Origin of the sequence: uncultured Ruegeria sp. (assembly GCF_947489545.1) — a bacterium.
Lineage (GTDB): Bacteria > Pseudomonadota > Alphaproteobacteria > Rhodobacterales > Rhodobacteraceae > Ruegeria.
The window spans coordinates 35,918-59,819 of the sequence record NZ_CANLDZ010000017.1 but is presented as its reverse complement, the minus strand read 5'-3'; the positions used below and the strand labels follow the sequence as shown (position 1 = coordinate 59,819).

Annotated in this window: 21 protein-coding genes; 12 read left to right on the top strand and 9 right to left on the bottom strand. The window is 53.6% G+C overall.

What is annotated here, in order from left to right; genetic code table 11:
* Nucleotides 1-16: 16 nt before the first annotated feature.
* From Q1B13_RS19765 to Q1B13_RS19755, 3 genes are all read left to right on the top strand, one after another.
* Nucleotides 17-1,090, top strand: a complete 1,074-nt coding sequence (locus tag Q1B13_RS19765; protein ID WP_299083270.1) for a 2Fe-2S iron-sulfur cluster-binding protein — start codon at nucleotides 17-19, stop codon at nucleotides 1,088-1,090.
* Nucleotides 1,091-1,473: 383 nt separating this feature from the next.
* On the top strand, nucleotides 1,474-1,758 hold the full coding sequence (locus tag Q1B13_RS19760; RefSeq protein ID WP_299083269.1) for a bestrophin family ion channel: 285 nt from the start codon (nucleotides 1,474-1,476) through the stop codon (nucleotides 1,756-1,758).
* Nucleotides 1,759-1,817: 59 nt separating this feature from the next.
* Nucleotides 1,818-2,327 (top strand): bestrophin family ion channel, encoded by a 510-nt coding sequence (locus tag Q1B13_RS19755; protein WP_299083267.1) that lies wholly within the window; start codon nucleotides 1,818-1,820, stop codon nucleotides 2,325-2,327.
* A gap of 151 nt (nucleotides 2,328-2,478) precedes the next feature.
* On the opposite strand, the gene Q1B13_RS19750 is transcribed toward Q1B13_RS19755, so the two are convergent.
* On the bottom strand, nucleotides 2,479-2,655 hold the full coding sequence (locus Q1B13_RS19750) for a hypothetical protein (protein ID WP_299083265.1): 177 nt from the start codon (nucleotides 2,653-2,655) through the stop codon (nucleotides 2,479-2,481).
* Nucleotides 2,656-2,760: 105 nt separating this feature from the next.
* Here Q1B13_RS19750 and Q1B13_RS19745 point away from each other — a divergent pair, with 105 nt between their 5' ends.
* On the top strand, nucleotides 2,761-3,363 hold the full coding sequence (locus Q1B13_RS19745) for a TetR/AcrR family transcriptional regulator (protein ID WP_299083438.1): 603 nt from the start codon (nucleotides 2,761-2,763) through the stop codon (nucleotides 3,361-3,363).
* Nucleotides 3,364-3,375: 12 nt separating this feature from the next.
* Here Q1B13_RS19745 and Q1B13_RS19740 read toward each other — a convergent pair whose 3' ends face one another.
* From Q1B13_RS19740 to paaG, 4 genes are read right to left on the bottom strand one after another with little or no spacing between them, the layout of a single operon-like run.
* Entirely contained in the window at nucleotides 3,376-3,972 is a 597-nt protein-coding gene (locus Q1B13_RS19740) for a TetR/AcrR family transcriptional regulator (RefSeq protein ID WP_299083263.1), read from the bottom strand.
* Between the two features lie 3 nt (nucleotides 3,973-3,975).
* Nucleotides 3,976-5,286 carry a phenylacetate--CoA ligase PaaK gene (paaK, locus tag Q1B13_RS19735; protein WP_299083260.1) on the bottom strand — a complete coding sequence of 437 codons (1,311 nt, stop codon included), beginning with the start codon at nucleotides 5,284-5,286 and terminating at the stop codon, nucleotides 3,976-3,978.
* Nucleotides 5,286-5,717 carry a hydroxyphenylacetyl-CoA thioesterase PaaI gene (gene paaI, locus Q1B13_RS19730; RefSeq protein ID WP_299083258.1) on the bottom strand — a complete coding sequence of 144 codons (432 nt, stop codon included), beginning with the start codon at nucleotides 5,715-5,717 and terminating at the stop codon, nucleotides 5,286-5,288. Before paaI ends, paaK begins: the two co-directional genes overlap by 1 nt.
* A 1-nt stretch (nucleotide 5,718) precedes the next feature.
* Nucleotides 5,719-6,504, bottom strand: a complete 786-nt coding sequence (paaG, locus tag Q1B13_RS19725; protein WP_299083256.1) for a 2-(1,2-epoxy-1,2-dihydrophenyl)acetyl-CoA isomerase PaaG — start codon at nucleotides 6,502-6,504, stop codon at nucleotides 5,719-5,721.
* 96 nt (nucleotides 6,505-6,600) lie between these two features.
* Between paaG and paaZ the strand changes: the two genes are divergently transcribed.
* Both paaZ and Q1B13_RS19715 read left to right on the top strand, forming a co-directional pair.
* The gene (gene paaZ / locus Q1B13_RS19720; RefSeq protein WP_299083254.1) at nucleotides 6,601-8,637 is read left to right on the top strand and encodes a phenylacetic acid degradation bifunctional protein PaaZ; all 2,037 of its coding nucleotides are present in this window, start codon (nucleotides 6,601-6,603) and stop codon (nucleotides 8,635-8,637) included.
* 37 nt (nucleotides 8,638-8,674) lie between these two features.
* A complete protein-coding gene (locus Q1B13_RS19715; RefSeq protein WP_299083252.1) occupies nucleotides 8,675-9,448 on the top strand; it encodes a PaaX family transcriptional regulator C-terminal domain-containing protein in 774 nt (257 codons plus the stop codon).
* 162 nt (nucleotides 9,449-9,610) lie between these two features.
* Here Q1B13_RS19715 and Q1B13_RS19710 read toward each other — a convergent pair whose 3' ends face one another.
* Both Q1B13_RS19710 and Q1B13_RS19705 read right to left on the bottom strand, forming a co-directional pair.
* Nucleotides 9,611-9,787 carry a hypothetical protein gene (locus Q1B13_RS19710; RefSeq protein WP_299083250.1) on the bottom strand — a complete coding sequence of 59 codons (177 nt, stop codon included), beginning with the start codon at nucleotides 9,785-9,787 and terminating at the stop codon, nucleotides 9,611-9,613.
* Between the two features lie 267 nt (nucleotides 9,788-10,054).
* Nucleotides 10,055-10,183 carry a hypothetical protein gene (locus Q1B13_RS19705; protein WP_299083248.1) on the bottom strand — a complete coding sequence of 43 codons (129 nt, stop codon included), beginning with the start codon at nucleotides 10,181-10,183 and terminating at the stop codon, nucleotides 10,055-10,057.
* 184 nt (nucleotides 10,184-10,367) lie between these two features.
* Here Q1B13_RS19705 and Q1B13_RS19700 point away from each other — a divergent pair, with 184 nt between their 5' ends.
* The 6 genes from Q1B13_RS19700 (at nucleotide 10,368) to Q1B13_RS19675 (ending at nucleotide 13,965) form a co-directional block, all read left to right on the top strand.
* Nucleotides 10,368-10,541 carry a hypothetical protein gene (locus tag Q1B13_RS19700; protein WP_299083247.1) on the top strand — a complete coding sequence of 58 codons (174 nt, stop codon included), beginning with the start codon at nucleotides 10,368-10,370 and terminating at the stop codon, nucleotides 10,539-10,541.
* A gap of 337 nt (nucleotides 10,542-10,878) precedes the next feature.
* Nucleotides 10,879-11,136, top strand: coding sequence for a hypothetical protein (locus tag Q1B13_RS19695; protein WP_299083245.1), 258 nt, complete (start codon nucleotides 10,879-10,881; stop codon nucleotides 11,134-11,136).
* Nucleotides 11,133-11,276, top strand: coding sequence for a hypothetical protein (locus Q1B13_RS19690; RefSeq protein WP_299083243.1), 144 nt, complete (start codon nucleotides 11,133-11,135; stop codon nucleotides 11,274-11,276). Before Q1B13_RS19695 ends, Q1B13_RS19690 begins: the two co-directional genes overlap by 4 nt.
* Before the next feature lie 593 nt (nucleotides 11,277-11,869).
* Complete coding sequence (locus Q1B13_RS19685) at nucleotides 11,870-12,253, top strand: hypothetical protein (protein ID WP_299083239.1); 384 nt, start codon at nucleotides 11,870-11,872, stop codon at nucleotides 12,251-12,253.
* Nucleotides 12,254-12,477: 224 nt separating this feature from the next.
* Complete coding sequence (locus tag Q1B13_RS19680; protein ID WP_299083236.1) at nucleotides 12,478-13,179, top strand: hypothetical protein; 702 nt, start codon at nucleotides 12,478-12,480, stop codon at nucleotides 13,177-13,179.
* 28 nt (nucleotides 13,180-13,207) lie between these two features.
* Nucleotides 13,208-13,965, top strand: a protein-coding gene (locus Q1B13_RS19675) for an IS5 family transposase (protein WP_299083234.1) whose coding sequence is annotated in 2 segments (ribosomal slippage) — nucleotides 13,208-13,544 and nucleotides 13,544-13,965 — 759 coding nt in all. Because the reading frame shifts where the segments join, the coding sequence is not laid out codon by codon here.
* A 282-nt stretch (nucleotides 13,966-14,247) separates the two neighbouring features.
* Here Q1B13_RS19675 and Q1B13_RS19670 read toward each other — a convergent pair.
* On the bottom strand, nucleotides 14,248-22,008 hold the full coding sequence (locus Q1B13_RS19670) for an FG-GAP-like repeat-containing protein (RefSeq protein ID WP_299083231.1): 7,761 nt from the start codon (nucleotides 22,006-22,008) through the stop codon (nucleotides 14,248-14,250).
* Nucleotides 22,009-22,743: 735 nt separating this feature from the next.
* The gene (locus Q1B13_RS19665; RefSeq protein WP_299083230.1) at nucleotides 22,744-23,340 is read right to left on the bottom strand and encodes a hypothetical protein; all 597 of its coding nucleotides are present in this window, start codon (nucleotides 23,338-23,340) and stop codon (nucleotides 22,744-22,746) included.
* Nucleotides 23,341-23,902 lie beyond the last annotated feature (562 nt).

Sequence of the window (23,902 nt, the reverse complement as noted above, 5' to 3'; positions counted from 1 at the left end):
CGACAGGAGTAATGTCATGGCTCGCTTTCATGAACTGTCCGTCACCGGCGTCGAAATGACGATCAAAGATGCGGTTGTCGTGACGTTGCAACCGGTCAATGGGGGAGACTTTGAGTTCACCCAAGGCCAATACCTCACGTTCCGGCGCGATTTCGACGGAATCGAAATCCGCCGGTCCTACTCGATTTGTGTCGAGCGCGGTGCGCCGCATCTGCAAGTTGGGATCAAGAAAGTAGATGGCGGAGCCTTCTCGACCTGGGCCAATACCGAACTAAAAGTTGGTCAGGTGCTCGAAGCCATGTCCCCAGCGGGCAACTTTCATGCTGCGCTTGAGCCGGAGAAAGCCAAGAACTACATCGGCTTTGCTGGCGGATCCGGCATCACGCCAGTCTTGTCGATCCTTCGTACGGTTATGGCCGAGGAACCCCACAGCACGTTCACGCTCGTCTATGCCAATCGCGGCGTAAACACGATCATGTTTCGGGAAGAACTCGAAGATCTCAAGAACCAGCATATGGGTCGGCTGACGGTTATCCATGTGCTCGAACAAGACAGCCAAGATATCGACCTGTTCACTGGGCGCGTAACAAAAGAAAAGTGTGCCGCGCTGTTTGAACATTGGGTCAGTATCGAAGAAGTTGATACCGCTTTCATCTGTGGGCCCGAGCCCATGATGCTTGGCATTGCAGGCGCGTTGCGAGACCATGGCCTATCCGATGATCAAATTAAGTTTGAATTGTTCGCAAGTGCGCAGCCAGGCAAGCTGAAACGCCCAACCAGAGGCACAGTGGATGATGCGGCAAGTCAAACCTATGAGCTGACCGTAACGATCGATGGTGCGACCCGTACAATGAAGGTCGACAAAGACACAACGCTACTTGACGCCGCGCTGGAAAATTCTCTGGACGCGCCCTTCTCGTGCAAGGCCGGCGTGTGCTCCACTTGTATGTGCCGGGTCGAAGAGGGTGCCGTCGAAATGGCCACAAACCATGCCCTCGAGGACTACGAAGTCGACCGCGGCTATGTCCTGTCCTGCCAATCCTTCCCAACGACTGACAAGGTGGTCATCGACTACGATGGCGGGCACTGAGCAATATTGCCATGGCTCAGTCGCACAAACACATTGGGTTAGTCCATGGTTTGCTATGCGTTGGTGGCAATCACATCGTTTTCCATTCCGCGGGCCCTGCGACTGCAAGACGGTTGGGTTTTTCCGACTGACGGCCTTTCTGTACCGACCCTCGTTGGTCAGTTCGAGCGCGGTGAAAGTCAGGTAAGAACTAGCCTGTTCATTGGCCTCGATACTGCGAAGGTCCGCCTTGGAGGGGTGCTCTCAATACTCAACGTTCCTAGACATAAGCTGTCTGGCGCTCCGTTTTCCAACTTTGAAATGCTCTGCGCAAACCAGATGAATGACAAGGGTTGCGCAACAGCAGAAGAAACAGCTGGAATTCGTCATGTGGAGCAGCACCAATGATCGTCAGAGCCTCTCCGTCATCACTGCCCTTGTTCTTCGTGATGCAGGGATCCATCGTACCAAAGATTGTTGGCAAGATCGTTGGCGTCGCCTTGTTTTCCATCGTTGTTCTACTGAACGATCATTACGCCTTTGAGCTGCCCCATATCTCGATTGGAGCTATGGGGGTATTTGGGGTCGCTCTGTCCCTGTTGCTTAGATTTCGAAATAACGCTGCATACGATCGTTGGTGGGAAGCACGTAAACTCTGGGGTTCGATAATAGCTGACGTGCGTAAATAGGACACCTGGCAAATGTATGCCTCTACTCAGACGAGCATCGGGAGCACCTCCTTTCACACGTGGTTGCCTTCGCCCATTTTCTCCGAGGATCGCTTCGAGAGGTGCAGGTGCATAGCAAAACGACAAATAGGATTGGTGAAGAGATTTCCCACGCGATGACGTCTACTAACAATCCTGCCAACGCAGCGCATCGATCCATGGCGGATCAAATGGGGCATCTTGGAAGAGATGAGGCCATTGGTGGCTTTGGCATGATGACCATCTCGCAAACACTTTCCTCTTTGGCGCTGGCTCAGGTTGGATGTGAAAGGATTGCCACAACACCGTTGCCAATTGTCTATTCACTGCTGGTCCGCAGAACGACATACCTCTACTGCTGGTTGCTACCATTCGCGCTGATCGAGTCTGACAATTGGTTCACCCCGGTTTTTGTTGCGGTTGTGGCATATGTTTTTTTGGGCTTCAGGCGGTTACGAACGAATTGGAATAACTATTTCGCTACGCGCAGAATGGTTTGCCATTGGACGCCATGTGCCGAACTATCGAAATCTCCGCAGCCGAGGCCCTGAATAGGCTGGCGCCAGCGCCATTGGCGGCGGAAAATCACTTGCTGAGTTGATACCAAGTCTAGAGCAAAGTTCCGCCAGACTGAGTGAAAGTTTGATATGCCCTGTCTCTGATATACCCCCGCAGCTCATGCCGCGGGGGCCGCGAGGTTTCTTAGGCAGCGATTTCAGCCACTGTGTCCTTCGCCCACGCGAATTTGACAAACGGCGCATCTACTTCGTGATTGGTATAGTTGCTCAGCACTTTTTGTGAGGTGCCTAGGATCACTTCCAGAACTTGTTTTGTGCCATAGCCCGCAGCAAGGAACACCTCAATATCCGTCTCGGACACCTGCCCCGGACCATCTGCAGCGTAAATGTCCGTAGCACTTCAAGTTTGGCATTTCCCAACGGTGCGTTTGTGCGCAACGCCTCGGTAAGCGCAGGGTCAACTTTCATCAAAGGATTCGGCGCTCGACAGAGCGCTCGAGCTTTTTGGAGAAAGGGATATGCCGCTACTTCTCTCAAAGACCTGGAGCGGGAATTGGGCATGCATCCGGGCTCGATCTATGCTGCATTCGGCAACAAAGCCAAACTCTATTGCCGCGCCATGGATCGGTATGTCGAATGGGTCTCCAAGGCCCGCGATCACGCAGAAGCCGACGCCTATGGCATTCTAGACGGGCTTGCAAACCTTATTGAGCGAGCTCACCCGATTTCAAATGAAGAGGTTCCCCTTCCCGCCTGCTTTTTGGTCAAGAAAACGCTTGAGATTGGTGCCGATCACGCGGAAATTCAATCGCGCCTTGCAGAGCTGCTGGAGACTAATGACCGCCTGTTCGAAGCTAAGTTCCAAGCGGCGATCGATAGCGGTGAGCTGACGTCCAATCAAACGGCCGGAGAACTCTCAGCGCAACTGCATGCCGCGCTTGCCGGGCTTTGCTTCCACGCACTTCGAACACCGGATCGAGAATTTGGGCGCAAGATGGCCAGGAAGTTGGCAAACCAAATTCGCAATGCCGGACAAGGTGATCGACTTTATGAGGGCGTCTTTGGCTGAGGTCTACGAAGGCTAGAGCCCTTTGATGCCATTCAGTGTTAGCTTGGCAACAAGATCAGCATAATCTTCGCGTGCGGCGTCATTGGCCGCACTGTTCCACATATAAAACCAGTTTAGCATTCCAAATACGGACATTGTTGCAGCTCTGAGCTTGCGTTTGTCACCGGCAAACACACCAGGAGCCAGTTCCTCAAGTACATCGGCCAGCAGGTTGACCATATCCCGCTGATATCCTCGCAGCACTTCTTGTTGGTCGGGCGGGAGAAGCGGAATTCCCTCTGTCTGAATCTTGTGTTCGTTGTCCATGCCCTCATAGGCCAGCAGGGTCTCGCAAACGATCATACGCAACTTTTCGGCCGCGCTTTTCCCCTCAAGGGGCAAGTCACAAACGCGATCGCGCAGCTCCGAGAGATAGGTGGCGAGAATGTCGAACAGCAAGGCATCCTTACCGTCGTAATAATGGTAGACATTCGCCTTTGAGATTCCACATTCTTTGGCGAGTTGGTTCATCGACGCCCGCGCGAACCCCTCGCGCGCAAACAGACTGGCTGCAGTTTTGAGAATGCGGACTCGTTTCTCGTCATAGTCCTTTGCGATTGTACGCGCCAAATTCTACCCTTTCGACCGATTGTCGACGACACGTACAGCCTTGCCCTGGCTTCGTGCAACACCGCCTGGCTCTTTCACCAAAACTTCGCAGCTGACGCCTACCATATCCTTGATCCGCTTTGCCAATGCCCGCTGCGCGTGGGAGCGGTTCGTGTCATCGGCCACATCCGGGTTGGCTTCCACCATGACGCGCATGGCATCCATGCGACCGGCTTTGTGCAACTCGATCTGGAAGTATGGCGCAAGGCCACCGGTGGCCATCACCTGCTCTTCGATCTGCGTGGGGAATACGTTTACACCCCTCAGGATGATCATGTCATCCGAACGCCCAGTGATCTTCTCCATCCGGCGTAGGCTGCGTGCCGTTCCCGGTAGAAGTCGCGTCAGATCCCGTGTCCGGTAGCGGATCATCGGCATCCCTTCTTTGGTTAGCGTTGTGAACACGAGTTCGCCCTCTTGCCCGTCCTCAAGCACCTCACCGGTGTCGGGATCGATGATTTCGGGGTAGTAGTGGTCTTCCCAAATGTGCAGTCCGTCCTTTGTCTCGACACACTCGTTGGCCACACCCGGCCCCATGATTTCGGACAACCCGTAAATATCAACCGCATGCATATCAAAGGCGTCTTCAATTTCCTGGCGCATGGCATTTGTCCAAGGCTCAGCGCCAAAGATGCCCACTTTGAGGGAAGATGCGTGTGGATCAAGTCCCTGCTTACGATATTGCTCGAGAATGTTGAGCATATAGGACGGTGTCACCATGATACCGTCGGCTTGAAAGTCCGTGATCAGGTTGACCTGCTTTTCAGTTTGACCACCGCCCATCGGCACAACCGTTGCGCCGAGACGTTCAATTCCATAGTGGGCCCCCAAACCGCCGGTGAACAAACCATATCCATAGGCGTTGTGCACCACGTCGCCTTTCCTCAGGCCCGCCGCGCGAAGCGACCGCGCAAGCGTATCTGCCCAAACATCGATGTCGTTCTTGGTGTAAACGACGACTGTCGGCTTTCCTGTTGTGCCGGAGGACGCATGCAATCGCACGATCTGATCTTTGGGAACCGCGCGCAAACCAAACGGATAATTGTCGCGCAAATCATTCTTGTAGGTGAATGGAAACTTCGCGAGGTCAGCGAGCGTGTTCAGATCGTCTGGATGCACACCTGCAGCATCAAACCGATCCTTGTACATCTTTACGTTGTTATAGGCATGGGAGAGGGACCACTTCATTCGGTCTCGTTGAAGAGCAGCAATCTCGTCACGGCTGGCAGTCTCAATTTGCTCAAGTTCGCCGGGTTTTGGGCTCAGGTCTTTCATCAGTCTTCCTCGTCGAAAAGCGTGCCGGAAATCACCCGCGACAACCCGCGGAACTCGGCAATGGTTTGATTGTGTTGGTTGCTGACGCGTACGTCGTAGATACCGCTGCGCCCCGCCAAGCTGACCTCGCGCGCTTCGGCCCGAAGGGTGTCGCCCATCCTTCCCGGGGCAGTGTAGGAGATCGTATTGTGCTGCGCGACGGTTGCCTGGTTGCGACTGTTACACGCGAACGCAAAGCAACTGTCGGCCAGAGAAAACGTGATGCCGCCATGGCACATGCCATGACCGTTGCAATGATGCTGTTTGACCGTCAGCTGCATCACAGCATAGCCCTCATCGACTTCGATCAAAGTCATCCCAAGCCATTTGGACGCCCCATCGTCAGTCCACATTGCCTTGGCTGCAGCGGCTGCCCTCTCCTTTGGCGTCATCTCAACGACCCTGAAAGTTCGGTGGGCGCTTCTCGAGAAAGGCCGAAACTCCTTCGGCGTAGTCCCCACTTTCGCCACAGCGCTTCATCATATCTGCTTCCATTTCGAGATGGTCGGACAGGTTGTCGGAGGCGGATGCTTGGATCGCTTGTTTTGTCAGGCCCAAACCCAAAGTGGGCCCAGCCGCCAAATCCCCCGCCAGTTTGCGCGCCGCTGGCAGCAAGTCATCATCCGGGTAGGATTTCCAAATCAACCCCCAATCTTCTGCTTGCTTGGCACTTAGCGGTTGAGCGGTGAAAGCAAGGCCCTTGGCTCGCGCTTCTCCCAACAGCCGTGGTAAATGCCAGCTTCCACCTGTGTCAGGTATCAACCCAACTTTGGCAAAAGACTGGATGAATTTAGCGCTTTCTGCCGCCAATACGATGTCACAGGTCAACGAAAGATTGGCGCCTGCCCCGGCGGCAACACCGTTAACGGCGCAGATTACCGGAAACTCCAATGACCGGATCAATCGAACAAGCGGTGCATAGAAGTCGCGAACCGTCTTACTGAGATCCGGAGGGCCGTCCATCTTGGATGGGTCCCTGTCTCCCAAGTCCTGACCGGCGCAGAACCCACGCCCTGCACCCGTCAAGAGCACAGCACGACCCCCCTCATCGCGTACTTGCTTCAGAGCAGACAACAACGCGATATGCATCTCATCATTGAAGCTGTTCAGACGGTCAGGCCTGTTCAATGTGATCTCGGTCCAAGTGGCGTGTGATTGCACAAGAATAGTGTCGGACATGGGCGGAATCTCTCTATCTGCTTCTAAACAAGGTTGCATAGACCGACCGGTTGGTCAATATATAAGACAAACATTGATTCCCGAAAGGATAGAACCATGGGTCTTCTAGATGTGAACAGTTTTGTCGGCGGCCGCTGGATTCCCCCCGGCGACGGCGCACGCGATATTGAGAGTGCAATAACCGGTCAGCTCATGGGCCGCGCCGGCAATTCGGCGCTCGATACAAGTGCTCTCTTGGACCATGCACGCAACACCGGCGGTCCAGCGCTTCGTGCTTTGACGTTTCATGATCGCGCCCGGATGATCAAAGCTCTGGCGCTCCACCTCAATGAACACAAGCAGGCACTCTACGACCTCAGCTTCTCGACCGGTGCGACGCAGTCCGATCATATGATCGATGTCGACGGCGGGATTGGCACAATGTTTGTTTTCGCTTCCAAAGGCCGCCGAGAATTGCCCGATGCGCAAGTTTATCTTGATGGTCAGATTGAGCAGCTTTCCAAAGCGGGCAATTTCCTGGGGCAACATATCTGCACACCGCTGCAAGGTGTCGCAGTTCACATCAACGCGTTCAATTTCCCAGTCTGGGGTATGCTCGAAAAGCTCGCCCCGACCCTGCTTGCTGGGGTTCCTGCTATCGTAAAACCGGCAACGGCGACCTGCTATGTGACCGAATTGGCCGTGAAATTGATGGTTGATAGTGGCCATCTACCGGACGGAGCGCTGCAGCTCGTCTCGGGCGGGCTGGGCGATACACTTGATCAATTGACTTGTCAGGATGTTGTCAGCTTCACAGGATCTGCCGACACGGCCTTCAAACTGCGATCCGCGCCGCACATCCTGAAAAATTCCATTCGCTTTGTCGCAGAACAGGACAGCCTGAACGCATCAATCCTAGGCCCTGACGCCGCCCCCGATACGCCGGAATTTGAGCTCTTCATCAAAGAAGTGTCGCGAGAGATGACAACAAAAGCGGGTCAGAAATGCACCGCCATTCGCCGTATCCTCGCGCCGCAAGAGCAAGTCCCTGCCGTAATTGATGCACTCAAGGCACGATTGGCCAAGACCGTCATTGGCGACCCTCAGGTCGACGGCACACATATGGGTGCGCTCGTATCAAATGCACAAAAGCGCGACGTTTTGGGAAAAGCTGCCATCATTGGCACTGAGGCCGAACGCGTCTTTGGCGATCCCGACAATTTTGACGTGAACGGCGCCGACGGCGATGCGGGTGCGTTCTTACCACCGATGTTGTTCCACTGTGCAGATCCGGACAGCGCTACACGCATTCACGATACGGAAGCTTTTGGACCCGTCTCCACGGTCATGGGGTACCGCGATCTCGAGCATGCGATCCAGACCGTAAACCGCAGCGAAGGCTCTCTTGTGGCGTCAGTCATAACACATGATCCTCAAGTTGCGCGAGATGTCGCAGTTGGCGCGGGCGCATTTCACGGGCGTCTGTATTTCAACAACCGCGACAGCATGAAAGGAGCGACCGGGCATGGCTCTCCCTTGCCCCATATGGTGCACGGCGGACCAGGCCGTGCGGGCGGCGGCGAAGAATTGGGCGGCGTCCGAGGCGTAATGCATTACATGCAGCGCACCGCAGTCCAGGGAAGCCCCGACATTATCGCGGCGATCGGTGACAAATGGGTGCCGGGCGGCACTGAAAAGACGGCCCCGGCACATCCTTTCACCCGCACTTTCCATGAGCTTGAGATCGGCGAAACCATCTATACAGATCCGCGTGAGATCTCGTTGGATGACGTCGAGACCTTCGCGAACTTCACGGGCGACACGTTCTATGCCCACATGGATCATGAGGCCGCCGAACGGAATCCCTTCTTCCCAGGCCGCGTGGCACATGGATACCTGCTGCTGAGTTTTGCCGCTGGTCTCTTTGTTGAGCCAAACGAAGGCCCCGTGTTGGCCAATACCGGATTGGATAACCTGCGCTTTATGAAACCGGTCGAGCCAGGCGACAGCATCAAGGTCCGGCTGAGTGTTAAAAAGAAGACGCCGCGCACTGATGACTATGGAGAGGTTCGTTGGCACGTAACCGTGACTGATCAAGCTGACGATCTGGTCGCCGAATACGAACTTTTGACGATGAATGCCTATTCCAATTAACCTTGGCACTCTCCGCATCGGCCGCTATGAAAAATGCATGACCGATGCGGATCTCTCAGCACTTATACAAATTTTTTCTAGCGATCGGCCGCCACGCGTCTGGTCGCTTGTCGTTTCGCTCTTTGGCGATTTTGCGCAAGGCACTGAAGCAGCGATCAACAGTCAACATGTCAATCATGTCCTTACTGACATTGGCATTCGGCCGGAAGCCATCCGAGTCGCATTACATCGGCTGCGTAAAGAAGGATGGCTGCACAGCGACCGACAAGGACGCAGCAGCCTTTATTCGCTGACAGAGATGGGTCGCAAAGAGACCCTGGCGGCAATCCCTAGAATTTACGATGTTCCCGATAGCCCAGAAGAGTCCTGGATTGTTATCCATCGGCCTAAAACGTCCTTTGCTGAAATAGCAGATGGATATTCGATTTCTCCGACCGTCACACTTTGCACAACTAAGCCTGATAATCCTGAGGCGTTCACCAAGCAGATTTTGCACTCTGACGCTCTCCCCGCCTGGATGTTTGAGAGACTCTGCAAGTCGGAGTTCGTGGCTCAGACCAGCAGTACCGCAGATAGGCTCAAGGAACTTCAATCGACTCTCAGCGAAATCGGTCCACTAAACCCACATGCCAGCATTGTATTGCGCGTTTTGGTTGTGCACAACTGGCGCCGCATTGCGCTGCGAGCCCCCGCTCTTCCCGCCTATCTATTTCCCGATGCTTGGCGAGGTGAAGAGTGTCGAGCCCTCGCGCTCGGATTGTTGAAAAAGCTCCCAAGACCCGAATTGAAACAACTTGGAAGTCCAGGTTAATTCAGCTAACAACCTCGCGTCCACAGATCTATTGCTGTGTTGCCTTGGCAAACTGTCAAAAGGAGCAAGAAACTCAATTGAGTGGACTTCCCTCTCGGCAAAGAGCGGCAACAAACATACTTTTCTGGAAACAATCCAGCACAACGCATCAGCCTCTCTTACTCAGAACGTTGGAGTACGAGTGACGAAGCTCACTGTGAAATGCGCCCATTTACCGGGGGCTTTGAACCGAGCAACCTCAATGCCATCGGATTTGACAACGTAATCCTCTGTCTCGTTAGGGCCAATCAAATCCGGTTCATTCGGGTTCAGTATTTCCGTGACCAGGTAAATTTGCATCTTAGCTTCTCCGTTTGAGAGTGTTCTTGAACTACTCAAGCGGCCAGGGGAGCCATTAGCTGCACTTATGCGGGCAGTTTGGTGAGAGCGCACCGAGCCAAAACCCATACGTTTCTGACAGGGACAAGTACAACCGTTTTGACGTTCATGCACACGAAAGCGGCCATTGGCTCGGGAGCGGCGAATTAACGCTCTGTCCGCTCATCTGCCTTAGGTCACTGGTACTACTAATGTCCGGTTTACGCCGCTCACGACTTGCTGCACGAGCTAAGCCTCAATCCGCGTTACACCAGCCTCGCGTAGAACGCCCAGCATCGTTGTTCGTTCAGCCTTCAGTTGCTCTTTCCGTTCGCGCGCCATTTTCTCCATGCGAGCATTGATTTCAAACCAGCCCATTGGGTCTTTCTTTCCTGGTTAAGTTTGGAACACCCGACCGAAAGCTCTCTCTTTCTTTACTTGACCGACGCCTGCCACGGGGGCAACAGCGGGTTTCTTCCGACATGGGAATGCCGGTCTTGCATTGCTTTTTCCCAGAGTTATATGCAGCGCTCAAAACAAGAGCAGGACCGGAACATCCGATATGACCAACTGGCCCGAGACCATCCCTCATGACCTGCATATCGCACTTGAAGCCGCCCGGACGGACAACTGGCAGATGGCTTTTCGTCGCTGGTCCAAAGGCCACGACCTGAAGCTCAAAATCCAGTGGTATCGTGGGTTGCACGTTAACATGTCAGAACTGCATGAGCGGTGAGCGGATGCGACACCACAAGACCACTGGGTGGTGCTGCGGGACTGGCTATGCCGCCACGACGTCCCCGTTTCGAAGTATCTTGCAGAATTTTCGCAACCGGAGTGACAGAACGGAGCGGACCATCAAACCTTGGGATCAAACACCTAGTGCTAAATTGTACGTTAAGAAAATAAGCCATTGAAAATATAGATAGTTTTTACGAATATCTTGGCAAAGTTACGAGTATCGATTATCTCTAGTCATTGATTTTAATCATTAAAATCCCTTAGAGTGCTTTTCTGCACTGAGCTGGAATCGACCCCGATGGGGTTGACTTGACCGTCAGGTATGACCAAGTATGACTATTAAAACCACGCTCAGCTTTACCGACCGCCACCACCGCTTCCTCAAGGAAAAGGTCGGCGAGGGGGTCTATGCGTCGGCTGCTGTTGCCGCCGCCGTCGAACGGATGATCAAGGACGATGAGGCACGCAAGGTTGCATTGGACGCCATGGCCGACGAAATCCGCCGCCGCTCCGAGTCCCCGCGTGATGCATATGTCGAACATGATGCCACCTTCGGCCCGGCGCTGCGTCGGCTGGACCGTAAGGCATGACATACACGCTGCGCTACCACCCGTCGGTAGCAGATGATCTGTTGGTCATATCAGAGCTGATCCAGGACTATGCCGGCCCGCAAACCGCGCGTCGCAAATTGGCTGAAGTCGCCCGGAGTCTGCACACGCTGCCCCATTGAGGCACAAAGCGCGATCACATTTTGCCGGGACTTCGCGCCATTCCTGCAACTCGTCGCGCAGTGATCGCCTTCACGATTGATGAGGACGCGCGCGAGGTTCTGGTAATCGCCATAACTTACGGTGGGGCCGACTGGATATCCCGCACGGGACATCGCAGCTGAATTACCCCAACAAATCCGTCGCCGGGTTTTCCACGATGTCGACGTCATCATAATATTTCTGTGCCTAACCCCCGATCTCTTTGATGACTCTGGGTACGAAACCCGGGAGGCATCGGCACAAAAAGAACCGTCTCAGAAACCAAGGAAAATCTAGACCTTGTTGACAAAATGAACGTCTAACGGGGCCGGACCTCTCGATAGCTGGCGTCTATTTAAAAATAGAATTGGAATATTTTCCAATACAGCAACCTAGTCCTATGATTTGAACACCGGCGCGTTGGATGAATGTTTCTTTCTACCCACCTGCCACTCACTCATCCCCCCTTGCCCAGGGGGGTGTACAAATGCCTCGATCAGGTTCTATGCCATGTTGGCTGGAGAGCGCTTCATCAAAGACCTGAGCCAGATCAACTTTTGAGGGAGATTATCTAATGGGTAAGATTTTGCTTTTTCTACCAATTTTTGCTTTATCAGCTTGTATTTCGACATCACCCTATGAACAAAAATCCAACAGCCAACCGCATGCTGAACTGACCAACAGTTCCATCCAAGCTGCGAACGGTCAAACATACAGTACCCAAGGCTATATTGAACTGTTCGCTCCCAATTATTTTGTTATCGTTGGTGCGACTGACAACCGATCTTTGGCAAATGATTTCGAAGGTGCCGGTTTGGCTGCATCTGCTGCTGTTCGTAAATTTGATTGCGCCGATGGCACTGAACTCAAAGAGGGAAGCCGTTATTCGGAAGCGGCCAATGAATGGCTTGTTGTCATTGATTGCCGCAGCGGTGGTAGAAGCTTAACAGGCAGCTAATTTTCATCTTGCCCATGCAGTTTTGCAGGATAGGCAAGAGTATGAACGGCCTTCAGCTCTTGAATACAGAAATGGGTGGTCTTGGCGGGTTACAATTAAGGGCCACTCCGAGCGTTGACCAGCACTGAAACGCTTTGTGGCCAACTGACTCCGCCATCGCGCCTTGGGAGTGTCGAGCAAGCGTATTTTTCCTGCAATAACTCGCGAAACTGGAGTGCTGGTTGATGGCGCGGATAGGTCTATACACTGAACTGGAACTTGAGAAAGCCGCTGAAGTATTTCGTGAAGAGTTTCTTGAACTGCGACCGTCTGAAGACCTCGTCTATTTGTTTTTCATTCGCCGGAAGAAAATCTTAACGAACAGGCACGAGCATTTTCGGATAGAAGTTCAAAACCTCGGTCACTTTCATCGGCGTTTTTGGGAATCCGAATATGGTACGATGTCAATAACAACAAACGTGATTTGCGTAACGGTCGACCTGCAGAATAATGAGGCTCGGTTTGGGCCGATTGGCAATATCGCAATGCTGCCCCAAGGGATGGGCTTGGGAACGGTCTTGATGGGTCAGGCAATCAAATGGCTCTTGGTGAACCACCCCAAGACATCCATTCGAGAGGGTAGATTGTCTGGAAGCGATACACCTTCTGAAGAAAAACGTAAAAGGCGACACAGTTTCTATGAAGGTTTCGGCTTTAGCGTGGTCTACACAAACAAAGAAGAACCTGAGGGACGTTTTTTCGCGGAATGTGTCGAGAGACTTACCCCCAAGCAAGGCAAAGGATCTTTCGTAGACGTTGAGAGTTTTGCAAGTGAAGCGGGAAAAACAAAATCGCAAAATGCCGATCTAATTGAGCAGGTTTCAAAACTGCGGGAGCGTCGAAGGCAACTAGGGTCAGGACCCATTGATTTCCGCGGGGTTGCGTGATTCACGGTACGAAAAACGAGCGGTGAACATGTCTGATCTGTTTTGGCTGACCGACGCCCAGATGGCGCGTCTTGAGCCCTTCTTCCCAAAGTCTCACGGCAAACCTCGCGTCGATGACCGGCGTGTGTTGAGCGGGATAGTCTTCATTAATCGCAATGGTTTGCGCTGGCGCGATGCGCCGAAGGAATACGGCCCGCACAAGACGCTCTACAACCGCTGGAAACGTTGGAGCGACAAGGGCATCTTCGCCCGGATGATGGCCGGATTGGCCGCTGAGCACGGCGAAGATAAGACCGCGATGATAGATGCGACCTACCTGAAGGCGCACCGCACAGCGACCAGTTTGGGCGTCAAAAAAGGGGGCGTGGACGCCTGATCGGTCGGACCAAGGGCGGCATGAACACAAAGCTGCACGCTATCTGCGACAGCAAGGGACGCCCACTCAACCTGTTTGTGACGGCTGGGCAGGTCAGTGATTACATCGGCGCACGGGCATTGTTGAGCAGCCTGCCAGATGTCGAATGGCTGCTTGGGGATCGCGGATATGACGCTGATTGGTTCCGGGAAGCGTTGAAAGACAAAGGGATACGCGCGTGCATCCCAAGCCGGAAGCAGCGGAAGAAAGCGGTGAAGTACGACAAGCGTCGCTACAAACGTCGCAATCGGATCGAGATCATGTTTGGAAGGCTGAAAGATTGGCGGCGAGTGGCAACCCGATACGACAGGTGCCCAAAGGTCTTCCTCTCAGCCATCGCACTGGCGGCTACCGTCATCTATTGGCTATGAGTCCTGACCCTAGGAGAGTCACAAGGCAATACGCCTGCTTAAAAATGAGTTTCAGTGGTAACAAAAAGCTGTACTCAGTTAATTGTAGTGAGAGGCGGCGAATCAAGTAATGTTCACCTGACACTAGAACCAGGGTGCAGTGTTGGGAAATACTCTAACCCTATACTTAAGTAGACACCAGCTATGGGGATCTGCGCCTGCCAGACTTTGCATTTGTCAACACGGCCTAACGAGACGGTACTCTCCTAATATGACCGGGTTTTACCGCCGTAAACGAGACGATCAAATAAACGCGAAGTCATCCTCAGTGATATCGGATTGCAGTACGTCTTTCAGGGTCACCGAGCCATTGGCCCAAGTGATCCTGGTGCCCACCCCATAGGTTGAGATCGACAGGTCGCTAAAGTTAGCGTGTTTGAACACGAGACGATCGATGCCATCTTCAAAATCCATAATGACATCGTCACCTGAGGCGATCTGGGCGTTGAAGAAAAAGTCGTCAGCTTCAAAGCCCCCCGTTAGTTCATCATCACCCGCATCTCCACCGATAATGTCGGTCCCGTAGCCGCCAAAAAGTGTATCATTGCCAGCTCCACCATGGAGCGTGTCATTGCCTTCGTCGCCGCGTATCGTGTCATCTCCCTCCTGACCAAGCGCCTTATCATCGCCTGATCCAAGAAAGATAAAGTCGTCACCCTGACGCCCTTCGACGTAGTCATTGCCAGCACCAGCGTAGAGTCCGTTGCTGATGTCGCTGCCCAGAATGACATCATCGTATTTGGAACCTCGCACGCTTTCGATGCTGACGAGCGTATCGCCGGCGGCATCACCGCCGCTGGCAGAGCCATTACTGAGATCAATGGTGATACCTGCCTGAGAAGCACCATAAGACGCTGTATCCCAACCGGTCCCGCCATCCAGTTCATCACCACCTGCACCACCGTCAAGGACATCATTGCCGATGCCGCCGCGCAAGGTATCTGTGCCATCCAGACCAAACAAATAGTCGGTTCCGTCATCCCCATCCAAAACATCATTTGCATGGCCGCCCTGCATGACATCATCGTCCGAAGAACCTGTCATCACAACAGGCGCATACAGTGCTGTGCCATGTACGATCCCGCTCACTTCATGGTCCGTGCTCGTAGCAAGCGCGACAACCAATTCTGCCCTGGTTATCCAGCCGTTGTCCAAAGCGTATGTCCAGATATGGGCCTCTGCTTCTGTTGGACTGCGACCCAGGCCATTCAAGAATGCACGGGCAGTAAAGTCCGCATTGCTGGACAGTCCGGCTAAAGTAGATCCCGTCTTGCTGTCCGCCGATATCAGTGAAGCAGCAAGCTCCTCCTTGGTCATCTCGCCGTTTCTGAGCTGCAATGCCATCTGCTCGATCAGGGCGGAAGAGGCAATCCGATCATAGGCCACGTCGAACATCTTCTCGACAAGTGATCTGAGATACACAAGATCCAGTGGGCGCTCAACCTGCGCAGCATTCAGTTCCAGATCGTAATTGATAGTTGATTGACCGGTGTTGCCCACGACAATATGCTCGGCAGATTCCGATCTCTCGGTGGCTATTACGGCACGGGTTTTTGTCTCATTTGTCAGCGCGCTCAAATCCTCGATGAGCTCTCTCATCGTCGCCCCACGACCAAATGTGTTCATATAGAGTTGGTTCAGGAACTCAAAGTTTGTCTGGTCAGGATACCGCTTGGCGAACTCCAAACTCTGCATGATTTCATTTGCCAGCGCTTCAAGGTCAAGCTCGGAATTGGTGATGAACTTGACCAATCGCTCCTGCTCATCGGTTTCAAGAGCGCGATCCAGCAATGTGTCGTATAGACGGGCGGCTTCTTCCAGGACGCGCGCCTTTGATTGTGCATCAAGGCGTGCAGAATAAACCAAAGGTGTCGGTGCGTTCGATGTTTGCGTCATCGTCCAGGTCTCGATCCCAGCGGCATCAACCAGATGCGAGACTGTGATTTTATCTGCGAGATAGGTACTGATCAGAGGAGTACCATCTACACCATTCAGCATCGTCAGGTCAGCCAACCCATCTCCATTCACATCGCCCAGAAACTGCGTACGACTTGCCCAAAAGGATCCGCCATAATCTGACGCCGTGACCGCGACGGAACCAAACGTCCCATCAGACTGTCCGATCAGCACCTGGGTTTCCGGCTGATTGTCATCGCCAGTGATGAAGATCAGATCCGCAAGCCCATCCCCGTTCACGTCTCCCAGGTGCTTGGATTTGGTAGACCACCAGTTTCCTGCATAAGCACTCTCTGTCAGAGCAACGCCACCAAAGCCGCCCTCTGCCGCTCCCATCCACACATGGATTTGCGAGACATGATCCGCGCCGGTGAGCATGACGAGGTCGGCCAGCCCATCGCCGTTCACATCGCCCAGGAACTTCTCCCGCGATGACCACCAATTGCCTCCATAACCGGCATCGATGTTTTGAGCCGCGCCAAACCGTCCATCACTCTGACCCAGCCACACACTCACTTGGGACAGAGTGTCGTCGCCCGTGAACATCACCAGATCGGAATAACCATCGCCGTTCACATCCCCCAGATGCTTTTCGCGCGATGACCACCAACTGCCGCCAAAACCCGCATGGGTGATGGAAACGCCAGCAAACCCCCCGGTTGCCTGACCGAGGAATGTGTGAACCTCCTGGATACTGTCTTCGCCAGCAAACATCACGAGATCGGCCAACCCATCTCCGTTCACATCGCCGACATGTTTGTCCTTAGCGCTCCACCAACTGCCTGCATAACCGGCATCCGTACGAATTGTTGCTCCAAAAGATCCGTCGGCTTGCCCCAGCGTTGTGTCAATATACGACACAGCATCGTCACCTCCGATGACAATCAAGTCCTGAAAGCCGTCACCATTGACATCCTCCAGATAACTTTCGCGGCTTGCCCACCAGGAACTCGCATAGCCGGATTGTGTTACGGCAGCGGACACAAAAGTACCCTCGGAATGTGTAAAAACATAGGAATCCGCATCCGCAGCAGAGCGTATCGTTGTCTGGATCGCAGTCCCAATCTCCGTGGTTGTTATGAGGCCATCCATACTCGTTGTGGATTCTTCGAATGCCCGCTGTGAGCCGTTGGCGTCATAGCTGGTAGCAAGTTTTTTAGTACTGCCATCCGCGTTACGGATAAACGTAACGGTTCGGTCGCCAACGCCGTCGCCATCATAGTCCTTACGAGTGTATTCGGCACGCCCATCAGCGGTGATATAATTGAATTCACCGGACTTTCTTTCCCCATTTGCATGCCAGGCAACCGAACTGCTCGACTCGCTGCCATCAGTGTTGAACACGATCTGCGAGACTTGCGTCAGATCGCTATGCCCGTCCAGGTTCCAGTCCTGCGTGTAGGTTTCTGTAAGCCCGTCCTTGGAAAGTTCGCGCTGTTCACCATAGCTGGTGCGGCCGCCATGAGATTCGTATCGTTCAGTAATCCGGTTTCCGTCCGCATCATAAGAGACGTTGACAGAACGGACAAAATCGATCACCCCGTCGCCATTCACATCAAAACTATAAGAGTCTACATGCCCATTCGCGGACATATGGCCGTAGACCGCCGATCCGGCATATCCCAGGTCATTCAAATCCAGAAGCGATGTTGTGACTGAGTGGTCGGATTGAATTTGGGTTGTCACGACGCGATCCGTGGCACCGTCACCATTCAGGTCTGTACTGGTGGATTTGGTGCGACCATCCGCGCTGGTGACTGTCTGCACATTGTGTACACGCGCACCATTTGAGCCAAACCATTCATGGTTCTGCGTGCTCGCGCGATTGCCGTCGGTTACCAGGCTGCTGGTCAGATCGGTCGTGCCGTCGCCATTCAAATCCAGGGCAGCAGTCGTACTGAGCCCATTCCCGGACGTAGTTGTGGTAACCCTTCCTAGAGCGGCGCCTGCTCCATTGGTTGTGGACATAGCCGTGACAACATCGCCATCGGCTTCGAAAGTCGTGGCGCCGGTGGTGACAAACTCAGTGATCCCGTCCCCATCAAAATCCACGCTCCAGCTGGTTTGCAGGCCGTCATCACTGGAAGTGGCCACGATGCCGGTCATTAGAACGTCACTACCATCGGCATAGTTGGTTGTTGTGCTCTGACTGCCATCCGCGGCCAGCGTCGTTGTTGCTGTGGTAACCAACTCATCCGTCCCGTCGCCATCCCAATCCATGCGGGTTGTAGTAGTTAGTCCATCGCTGCTGACGGAGGATGCACGGGTTGCGATCAGGTTGCCGACACTGTCGAATGATTGGGTTTGGCTGCTCCTCGATCCGTCGCCAGCAACGCTGGACGTTACGATCTGATCGTTGACGCCATTGCCATCGGCATCAATCGATCTGGTGCTCGTATGTTTGTCCGCGCTGACCACCGTGGTGTCGGTACTGAGTGTGGTGCCATTCGCAGCCGTTCGGGTAACTATTGTTGTCTCAACGCCATTGGCAGCCAGATCATAAACCCGCGAGGTCGTCAGGTCATCATCACCATCATTGTCCCAGTCCTCGCGGGTGACGCTTATCCAGCCGTCCCGCGAGGTCCCTGTCACGGACTTTTTATAGACAGTTCCGACCTGAGTGCTTTCCTCAACAGTCCGCGTCGTACTGCCGTCCGCGTTGAGCACGGTATCGCCGCTCTCGCTCCGCTCAAATAATCCATCCCCATTAGCATCGTAACGAGTTGTGCTCTCAAGCCCGGTGTCACTGGTCTCGGTCACCATCTGACTTTGCGTCGAGCCATCACTGCTCAACCGCGTCTCGGTCACCGTGATCTGGCCATCATCCCCAACAACACGATGAACACGCATATCTACCTGGCCGTCACCGTTGATATCTGTCGTCTCAAAGACATCCCGGCCGTCATCGCTGGTGGTGGTCACTCCCTGCGATCTCAACTCATCGCTGGCCCCGGTGACATCCCTGACCTCCGCCGTGACAGTGGTGCTGCCATCATCGTTCAGGGTGGTCACGCGTGTGGTGACAATATCCGCTGAGAGGTCTCCGTCATTGTCTGCGCGGGTCTCAACCGTCAGCCCGTCATCGCTGACCAGCGTTTCCGAGCGGGACAGCAGGCTGTCATCGCTGGCCTGCACATCCTCAGTTGTTGTTCTCAACCCATCCGCGTTCAGCACAGTTGTCGCGGTCACGCTGCGCTCGGAGACACCGTCGCCATCCGTGTCCTCACTTGTGGTGGTCACCAACCCGTCATCGCTGATCGTGGTGACCATCTGGCTGCGCAGGCTATCATCGTCATTGCGTATCGTGCTCGTGGTTGTGTGACCCCCATCCGCATTCAGAACCGTGGCCTGAACGGACGTGACGTCCGTATCCCCATCGCCGTCCAGATCGGTGGCAACCGTAACGGTCAGATCATCTTCGCTCACATCGGTCTGCCGTGTGAAGAGCGTGGTGCCATCCGCGCTGAACCGGGTCTCCAGCTCGGTCATGCTGCCATCGGCGTGCTTCTCTGAGCGCAGGGTTGTATCCGTCGCCCCATCCCCATTGGCATCGCTGGTGGTAATCGTCAGGCGACGATCCGCGCTTTGAGAGACAGTTGTCTCTCCGAGCAATGTGGTCTCATCACCCGCATGACGGGTTGTGGTCTGCAGCGTGCTGCCATCCCCATTCGAGACCTGCGTCAAGACCGACTTGCCATCTGCGTTACCATCGCCATCGATGTCAGAGACAGTGCTCACCATCAGACCATCGGCACTGGTGGTCACCACCTGCTCGCCTTTGAGCGCACCATCCTGCGCCCGTTCCGTGAGGGTCCGTGTAGAGCTACCATCTGTATTCTCAACCGTCACATCCGAGGTTGAAAGATCTGTATCGCCGTCGCCATCCGCATCAACATCAATGGTCACCACAAGCCCATCTTCGCTGGAGACCGAGACGGATTGCGCGCTGAACGAGCCATCCGCGTTGCGGGTCCAGCTGGTGGTGGTCCGCTCACCACTTGTACTATCAACCGTGACACTCCGGCTCAGATCTGTGGCCTGGAAGATGCCGTCCTGATTGTGGTCGACCCAGGTCTCAGAACTGACCTGATCGCTGCCCAGTGTGACCTTTGTTTTGGCGCGCACCGACGCATCTGTGTTGGTTAGCGTTGTTTCCGTCTCGCGGCTGCCATCCGCGTGGATCACCGTGGCCTCAACCGTGGTCAGATCCGCATCCCCGTCACCATCCTGATCCACCGTCGTGGTCTTGGTCAGCGCATCTTCGGACTGGTTTTGCGTGGTCGTGCTGCGAACACTGCCGTCGCCATTCTTCACTGTCAGGGTTGAATTGGTTGACCCATCCGCATTGACCAAAATGTCCAGCTCTTCCTGAACGTCCACATCTCCATCACCATCCAGATCGCGCGCAATACTCTTAGTCCGGCCATCTACGGATACAGATTCTGTGACCGAACTCCGCAGTGAGCCATCCTGGTTGAAGTGCTCGATCGTCTCTGACCGGCTGCCATCTGCGTTGATCACGATGCTATGGGTGATGGTCAGGTCCACCAACCCGTCGCCATCCTCGTCAATCGCATCCGTACGTGTCAGCCCGTCGGCCGACACCGTCTCGGTCGAACTGCGGATCACCCCGCCATTCGGATCGCGATCCGTGGTCACGATGGTCATGCTGTCATCGGCATGGGTCGTGCGCATTTCAACCTGGTCAAACCAGCCACCACCCGTTGAATCCCGCTCGATCGTGACCGTGTTGCCATCAGCGCTGGTGGTGGTCTTTGTCTCGCTGACCAGAATGCCGGTCGTAAAATCGGAACCCACCTTGTTGGTGACTGTCTCGCTTTTACTGCCATCCGGGTTGGTCACCGTCTCGATGAATTGCATGCGGTCCACGACCCCATCGCCATTATTGTCATAGCTGTTGGTGATCGAAGCCCCGTTTGCTGTGGTCACTGAGGTGATCACAAAGGCAATCGTTCCATCCGCCGCATAGCCCGTTTGCACATGGGTGCGTGTGCCGCTGGTATCAAAGCTCTCGCTCTCTTCAATCCTGTAACTGGCCGTATCCGACACAAGCATTGTATCTGCGACTGTTCCGGTCGATCCGTCGGATTTAGTGAACGTTGTCGTGCCGGTGATAACCGAGCCATCGGGCAGTTCGATATTGGTCGCATCCGCCGTCAGATCAATCGAGGTGATTCCCAGTTCATCCAGGGTCATCGCCACCAAAGAGCCGTCGGGTTGTGTCACCAGAACCTTGAAATCACTCCAGGCCTCGTCATTGGCGTCGAACACCCCGTCCCCATTGGCGTCAAAAACAGACCGCAAGGCTTCAATGTCGCTGGTGGCTGTTGGATCCCACTCGGTGAACACATATTCTCGCGTCTCGGAGATCGTTCCATCCCCGTCCGCGTCATAGAACAACACACCATTGCCGGCCGCAGCCCAGGCCGTCAGGTTCTGCAAACCATCACCCGAGCTGTCCACAAACACCGTCGAGTTCGACAATTCGGTGATCTGAACACCGTTCCCGTCCAGGTCGAGGATGATCGGACGGTCTTCGCCGCTCAACCCCGTTCCAGAGTTACGCCCACTCCGGCCCGAATTGCCTCCGCTACCACCGCTGGAAGAACCACCAGAGTTGCCGCCTGGATCTTTACCTCCATTGGTACCACCGGTATTTATGTGATTGGATTCGGCGTAGGGTTCTCCGTCCGGTGAATGACTCAGGTACTTGTTTGGATCATTCTGTCTGCCCTCACCTGGCTTACTAAACCTACCATCCAGGCCAAATGTCCCATCAAATCCTAGCCAGTCGCCCAGAGCCCGGACATGGCCACCAATGCTCGCGCTGGCGTAACCGTCGGCATCGACAGTGCCGTAGTTGTCGAGAAAATCGTCGCTATAGTTGCTCTTGGCATTTGTGCGACCGACCACGGTGCCGTTGCTCCAGAAATCTACCGAGCCGTCGTCGCGGTGGGTCGAACCTTCGTTTAGTGCATCTGTTAAATCTCCAACGAAGCCGAGTATCCCAATTGGGTCGTTGGGCATTTGCTCAATCAATCCGGGAGCGAAGCCAAGTGAACCCGCCCATTGCTTTACGTCGTTTGCCAAGGTTTCTTGTCGCTGGACTGCACTATAATCCGCATTGAAATTGAAAGAACTTTCCTCCAAAGCAATAAGGCCAGATGAGATCTTTGCCGCATAATCTGGAGAAATAAGCACTTTGTTTTTGGAGATTTCAGAGCCCGTTGGACCATATGTTGTTACAATTGCATACGGTTCAGCTCTCGACGAAATATGATACTGAGAAACATAAACGTTCCCATTTGTATCGTAAGTTATCGAACGTACTTGAGAAGCGTCGCTAGGGTTATGAGGTGCAATCGAAACACCGGCAGAAGCACTGTGGCCCTTAACCGACCCAGACAACCCCACATTCAAGTTTGTAGCCTGCCCATGTTGATTGATCGTTAGTGCAAAATCCAAAGGCTTCAAGCCAACTGTATCAGCAAAGTCAACCGTGGCACCGCTAAAAACTAAATCGGAGCCCTGTTCAGATATTCCGACATTCAACTTCGCTCCTTTTGCTCCAACAACTACATCGTCCGGAAGCTTGGTTCCATTGGTAGCTGAAAATGACCAGCCATTCCCATCGTATTGATTGCGTCCGCTAAATTCAAAACCTGGGCCCTTTATTGAAATATAGCCATCGTACTCAACACTTTGCTCATAAAGTGTAACGGTACCACCATGGCCAATTTTAATTTTGTATTGAGAGCCCATCTACTTATGCCCTCGTGTTAAATCACATTCTTGTTGCTCTTTGCAAAAACCAACACCGAGCTCAAAAAAATCTTCGATCACCCAAAAACTACGATCAGGTTCAGACTCGATGGACACGGTAGCCTCCAACGATAACCCTCGTTCGTGTACCCGCCTTGTCCTTGTTTGCAACTTCTTTGATTTATCCACACCCGGAACCATTTTAATCCCGGGAATATTTCCCTGATACTCACCAACTACACTGTCCAACTCATGCACCAACTTCAGTACATTCGGAAAGACTTCAGAAGCTGCATCCACACAAGGTAAATCCCCTAACTTCCCGTGTTTAGTTAGCGCGACAACTATGACTTTCGTATCGACTGGGTATCCATTTTCTTCAGTCCACTCGACAAACTCGACATCGTCATCAACACCACCATACTGCTCGGCAACCTTTTTCATGTTCTCCGCTGTCAAAAGTTCAAAATCTGTACACAAAACAGTTTTGGCGCTCGCTTCAGTTAATAGACTTAAAGAGAATACGGTGACAGCAAATACCAATAGCGCACCAGTTCTGAACAATGATTCAATCAATGGCTTTAGTATTTCGCTCATAAGTACTAGTTCTTTCCGGGAAGGCTTGCATCTTTCTGGCATAGGCGCTCGTGGCTTTTCTGCACCTCTAACTAGGAGAGTCACAAGGCAATACGCCTGCTTAAAGATGAGTTTCTATTGGTAACAAAAAGTTGTACTCAGTTAATTGCAGTGAGAGGCGGCGAATCAAGCGGTGTTAACCTGACACTAGAACCAGGTTGCAGTGTTGGGAAATACTCCAATCCTATACTTAAATAGACACCAGCTATAGTGAGGCCTGCACCTGTCAGACTTGCGACCGGGCATACGTCCTGGCGCCGCCACCAAGCAAAACTTGCAAAGAGGGGCCCGTCCTCTCGGAGCGAGCCGAGGTCATCCTTTTCACCACAAAAAGATATTCGAATTTCAGTAGTACGACGCCCAGTTAGCGTCTATTCAGCTACCCATGACAAGGGATACTTCTCAGCCACAATGCGAACATCTGGCGACGATCACGAAGCTGGACGCCTTTGGTCATATCGCTGATCAGGCTAGATGGTCGCGTCCTTCACGGCAAGGACAAGAAAGAGGTGGTTGACTGGCT

Coding starts and splice junctions, on each gene's coding strand:
- Q1B13_RS19765 (WP_299083270.1), top strand. CDS start 17: ATGGCTCGCTTTCATGAACTGTCCGTCACCGGCGTCGAAATGACGATC.
- Q1B13_RS19760 (WP_299083269.1), top strand. CDS start 1,474: ATGATCGTCAGAGCCTCTCCGTCATCACTGCCCTTGTTCTTCGTGATG.
- paaK (WP_299083260.1), bottom strand. CDS start 5,286: ATGAAAGACCTGAGCCCAAAACCCGGCGAACTTGAGCAAATTGAGACT.
- paaI (WP_299083258.1), bottom strand. CDS start 5,717: ATGACGCCAAAGGAGAGGGCAGCCGCTGCAGCCAAGGCAATGTGGACT.
- paaG (WP_299083256.1), bottom strand. CDS start 6,504: ATGTCCGACACTATTCTTGTGCAATCACACGCCACTTGGACCGAGATC.
- paaZ (WP_299083254.1), top strand. CDS start 6,601: ATGGGTCTTCTAGATGTGAACAGTTTTGTCGGCGGCCGCTGGATTCCC.
- Q1B13_RS19715 (WP_299083252.1), top strand. CDS start 8,675: ATGACCGATGCGGATCTCTCAGCACTTATACAAATTTTTTCTAGCGAT.
- Q1B13_RS19710 (WP_299083250.1), bottom strand. CDS start 9,787: ATGCAAATTTACCTGGTCACGGAAATACTGAACCCGAATGAACCGGAT.
- Q1B13_RS19705 (WP_299083248.1), bottom strand. CDS start 10,183: ATGGGCTGGTTTGAAATCAATGCTCGCATGGAGAAAATGGCGCGCGAA.
- Q1B13_RS19700 (WP_299083247.1), top strand. CDS start 10,368: ATGACCAACTGGCCCGAGACCATCCCTCATGACCTGCATATCGCACTT.
- Q1B13_RS19695 (WP_299083245.1), top strand. CDS start 10,879: ATGACTATTAAAACCACGCTCAGCTTTACCGACCGCCACCACCGCTTC.
- Q1B13_RS19690 (WP_299083243.1), top strand. CDS start 11,133: ATGACATACACGCTGCGCTACCACCCGTCGGTAGCAGATGATCTGTTG.
- Q1B13_RS19685 (WP_299083239.1), top strand. CDS start 11,870: ATGGGTAAGATTTTGCTTTTTCTACCAATTTTTGCTTTATCAGCTTGT.
- Q1B13_RS19680 (WP_299083236.1), top strand. CDS start 12,478: ATGGCGCGGATAGGTCTATACACTGAACTGGAACTTGAGAAAGCCGCT.
- Q1B13_RS19670 (WP_299083231.1), bottom strand. CDS start 22,008: ATGCCCAACGACCCAATTGGGATACTCGGCTTCGTTGGAGATTTAACA.
- Q1B13_RS19665 (WP_299083230.1), bottom strand. CDS start 23,340: ATGAGCGAAATACTAAAGCCATTGATTGAATCATTGTTCAGAACTGGT.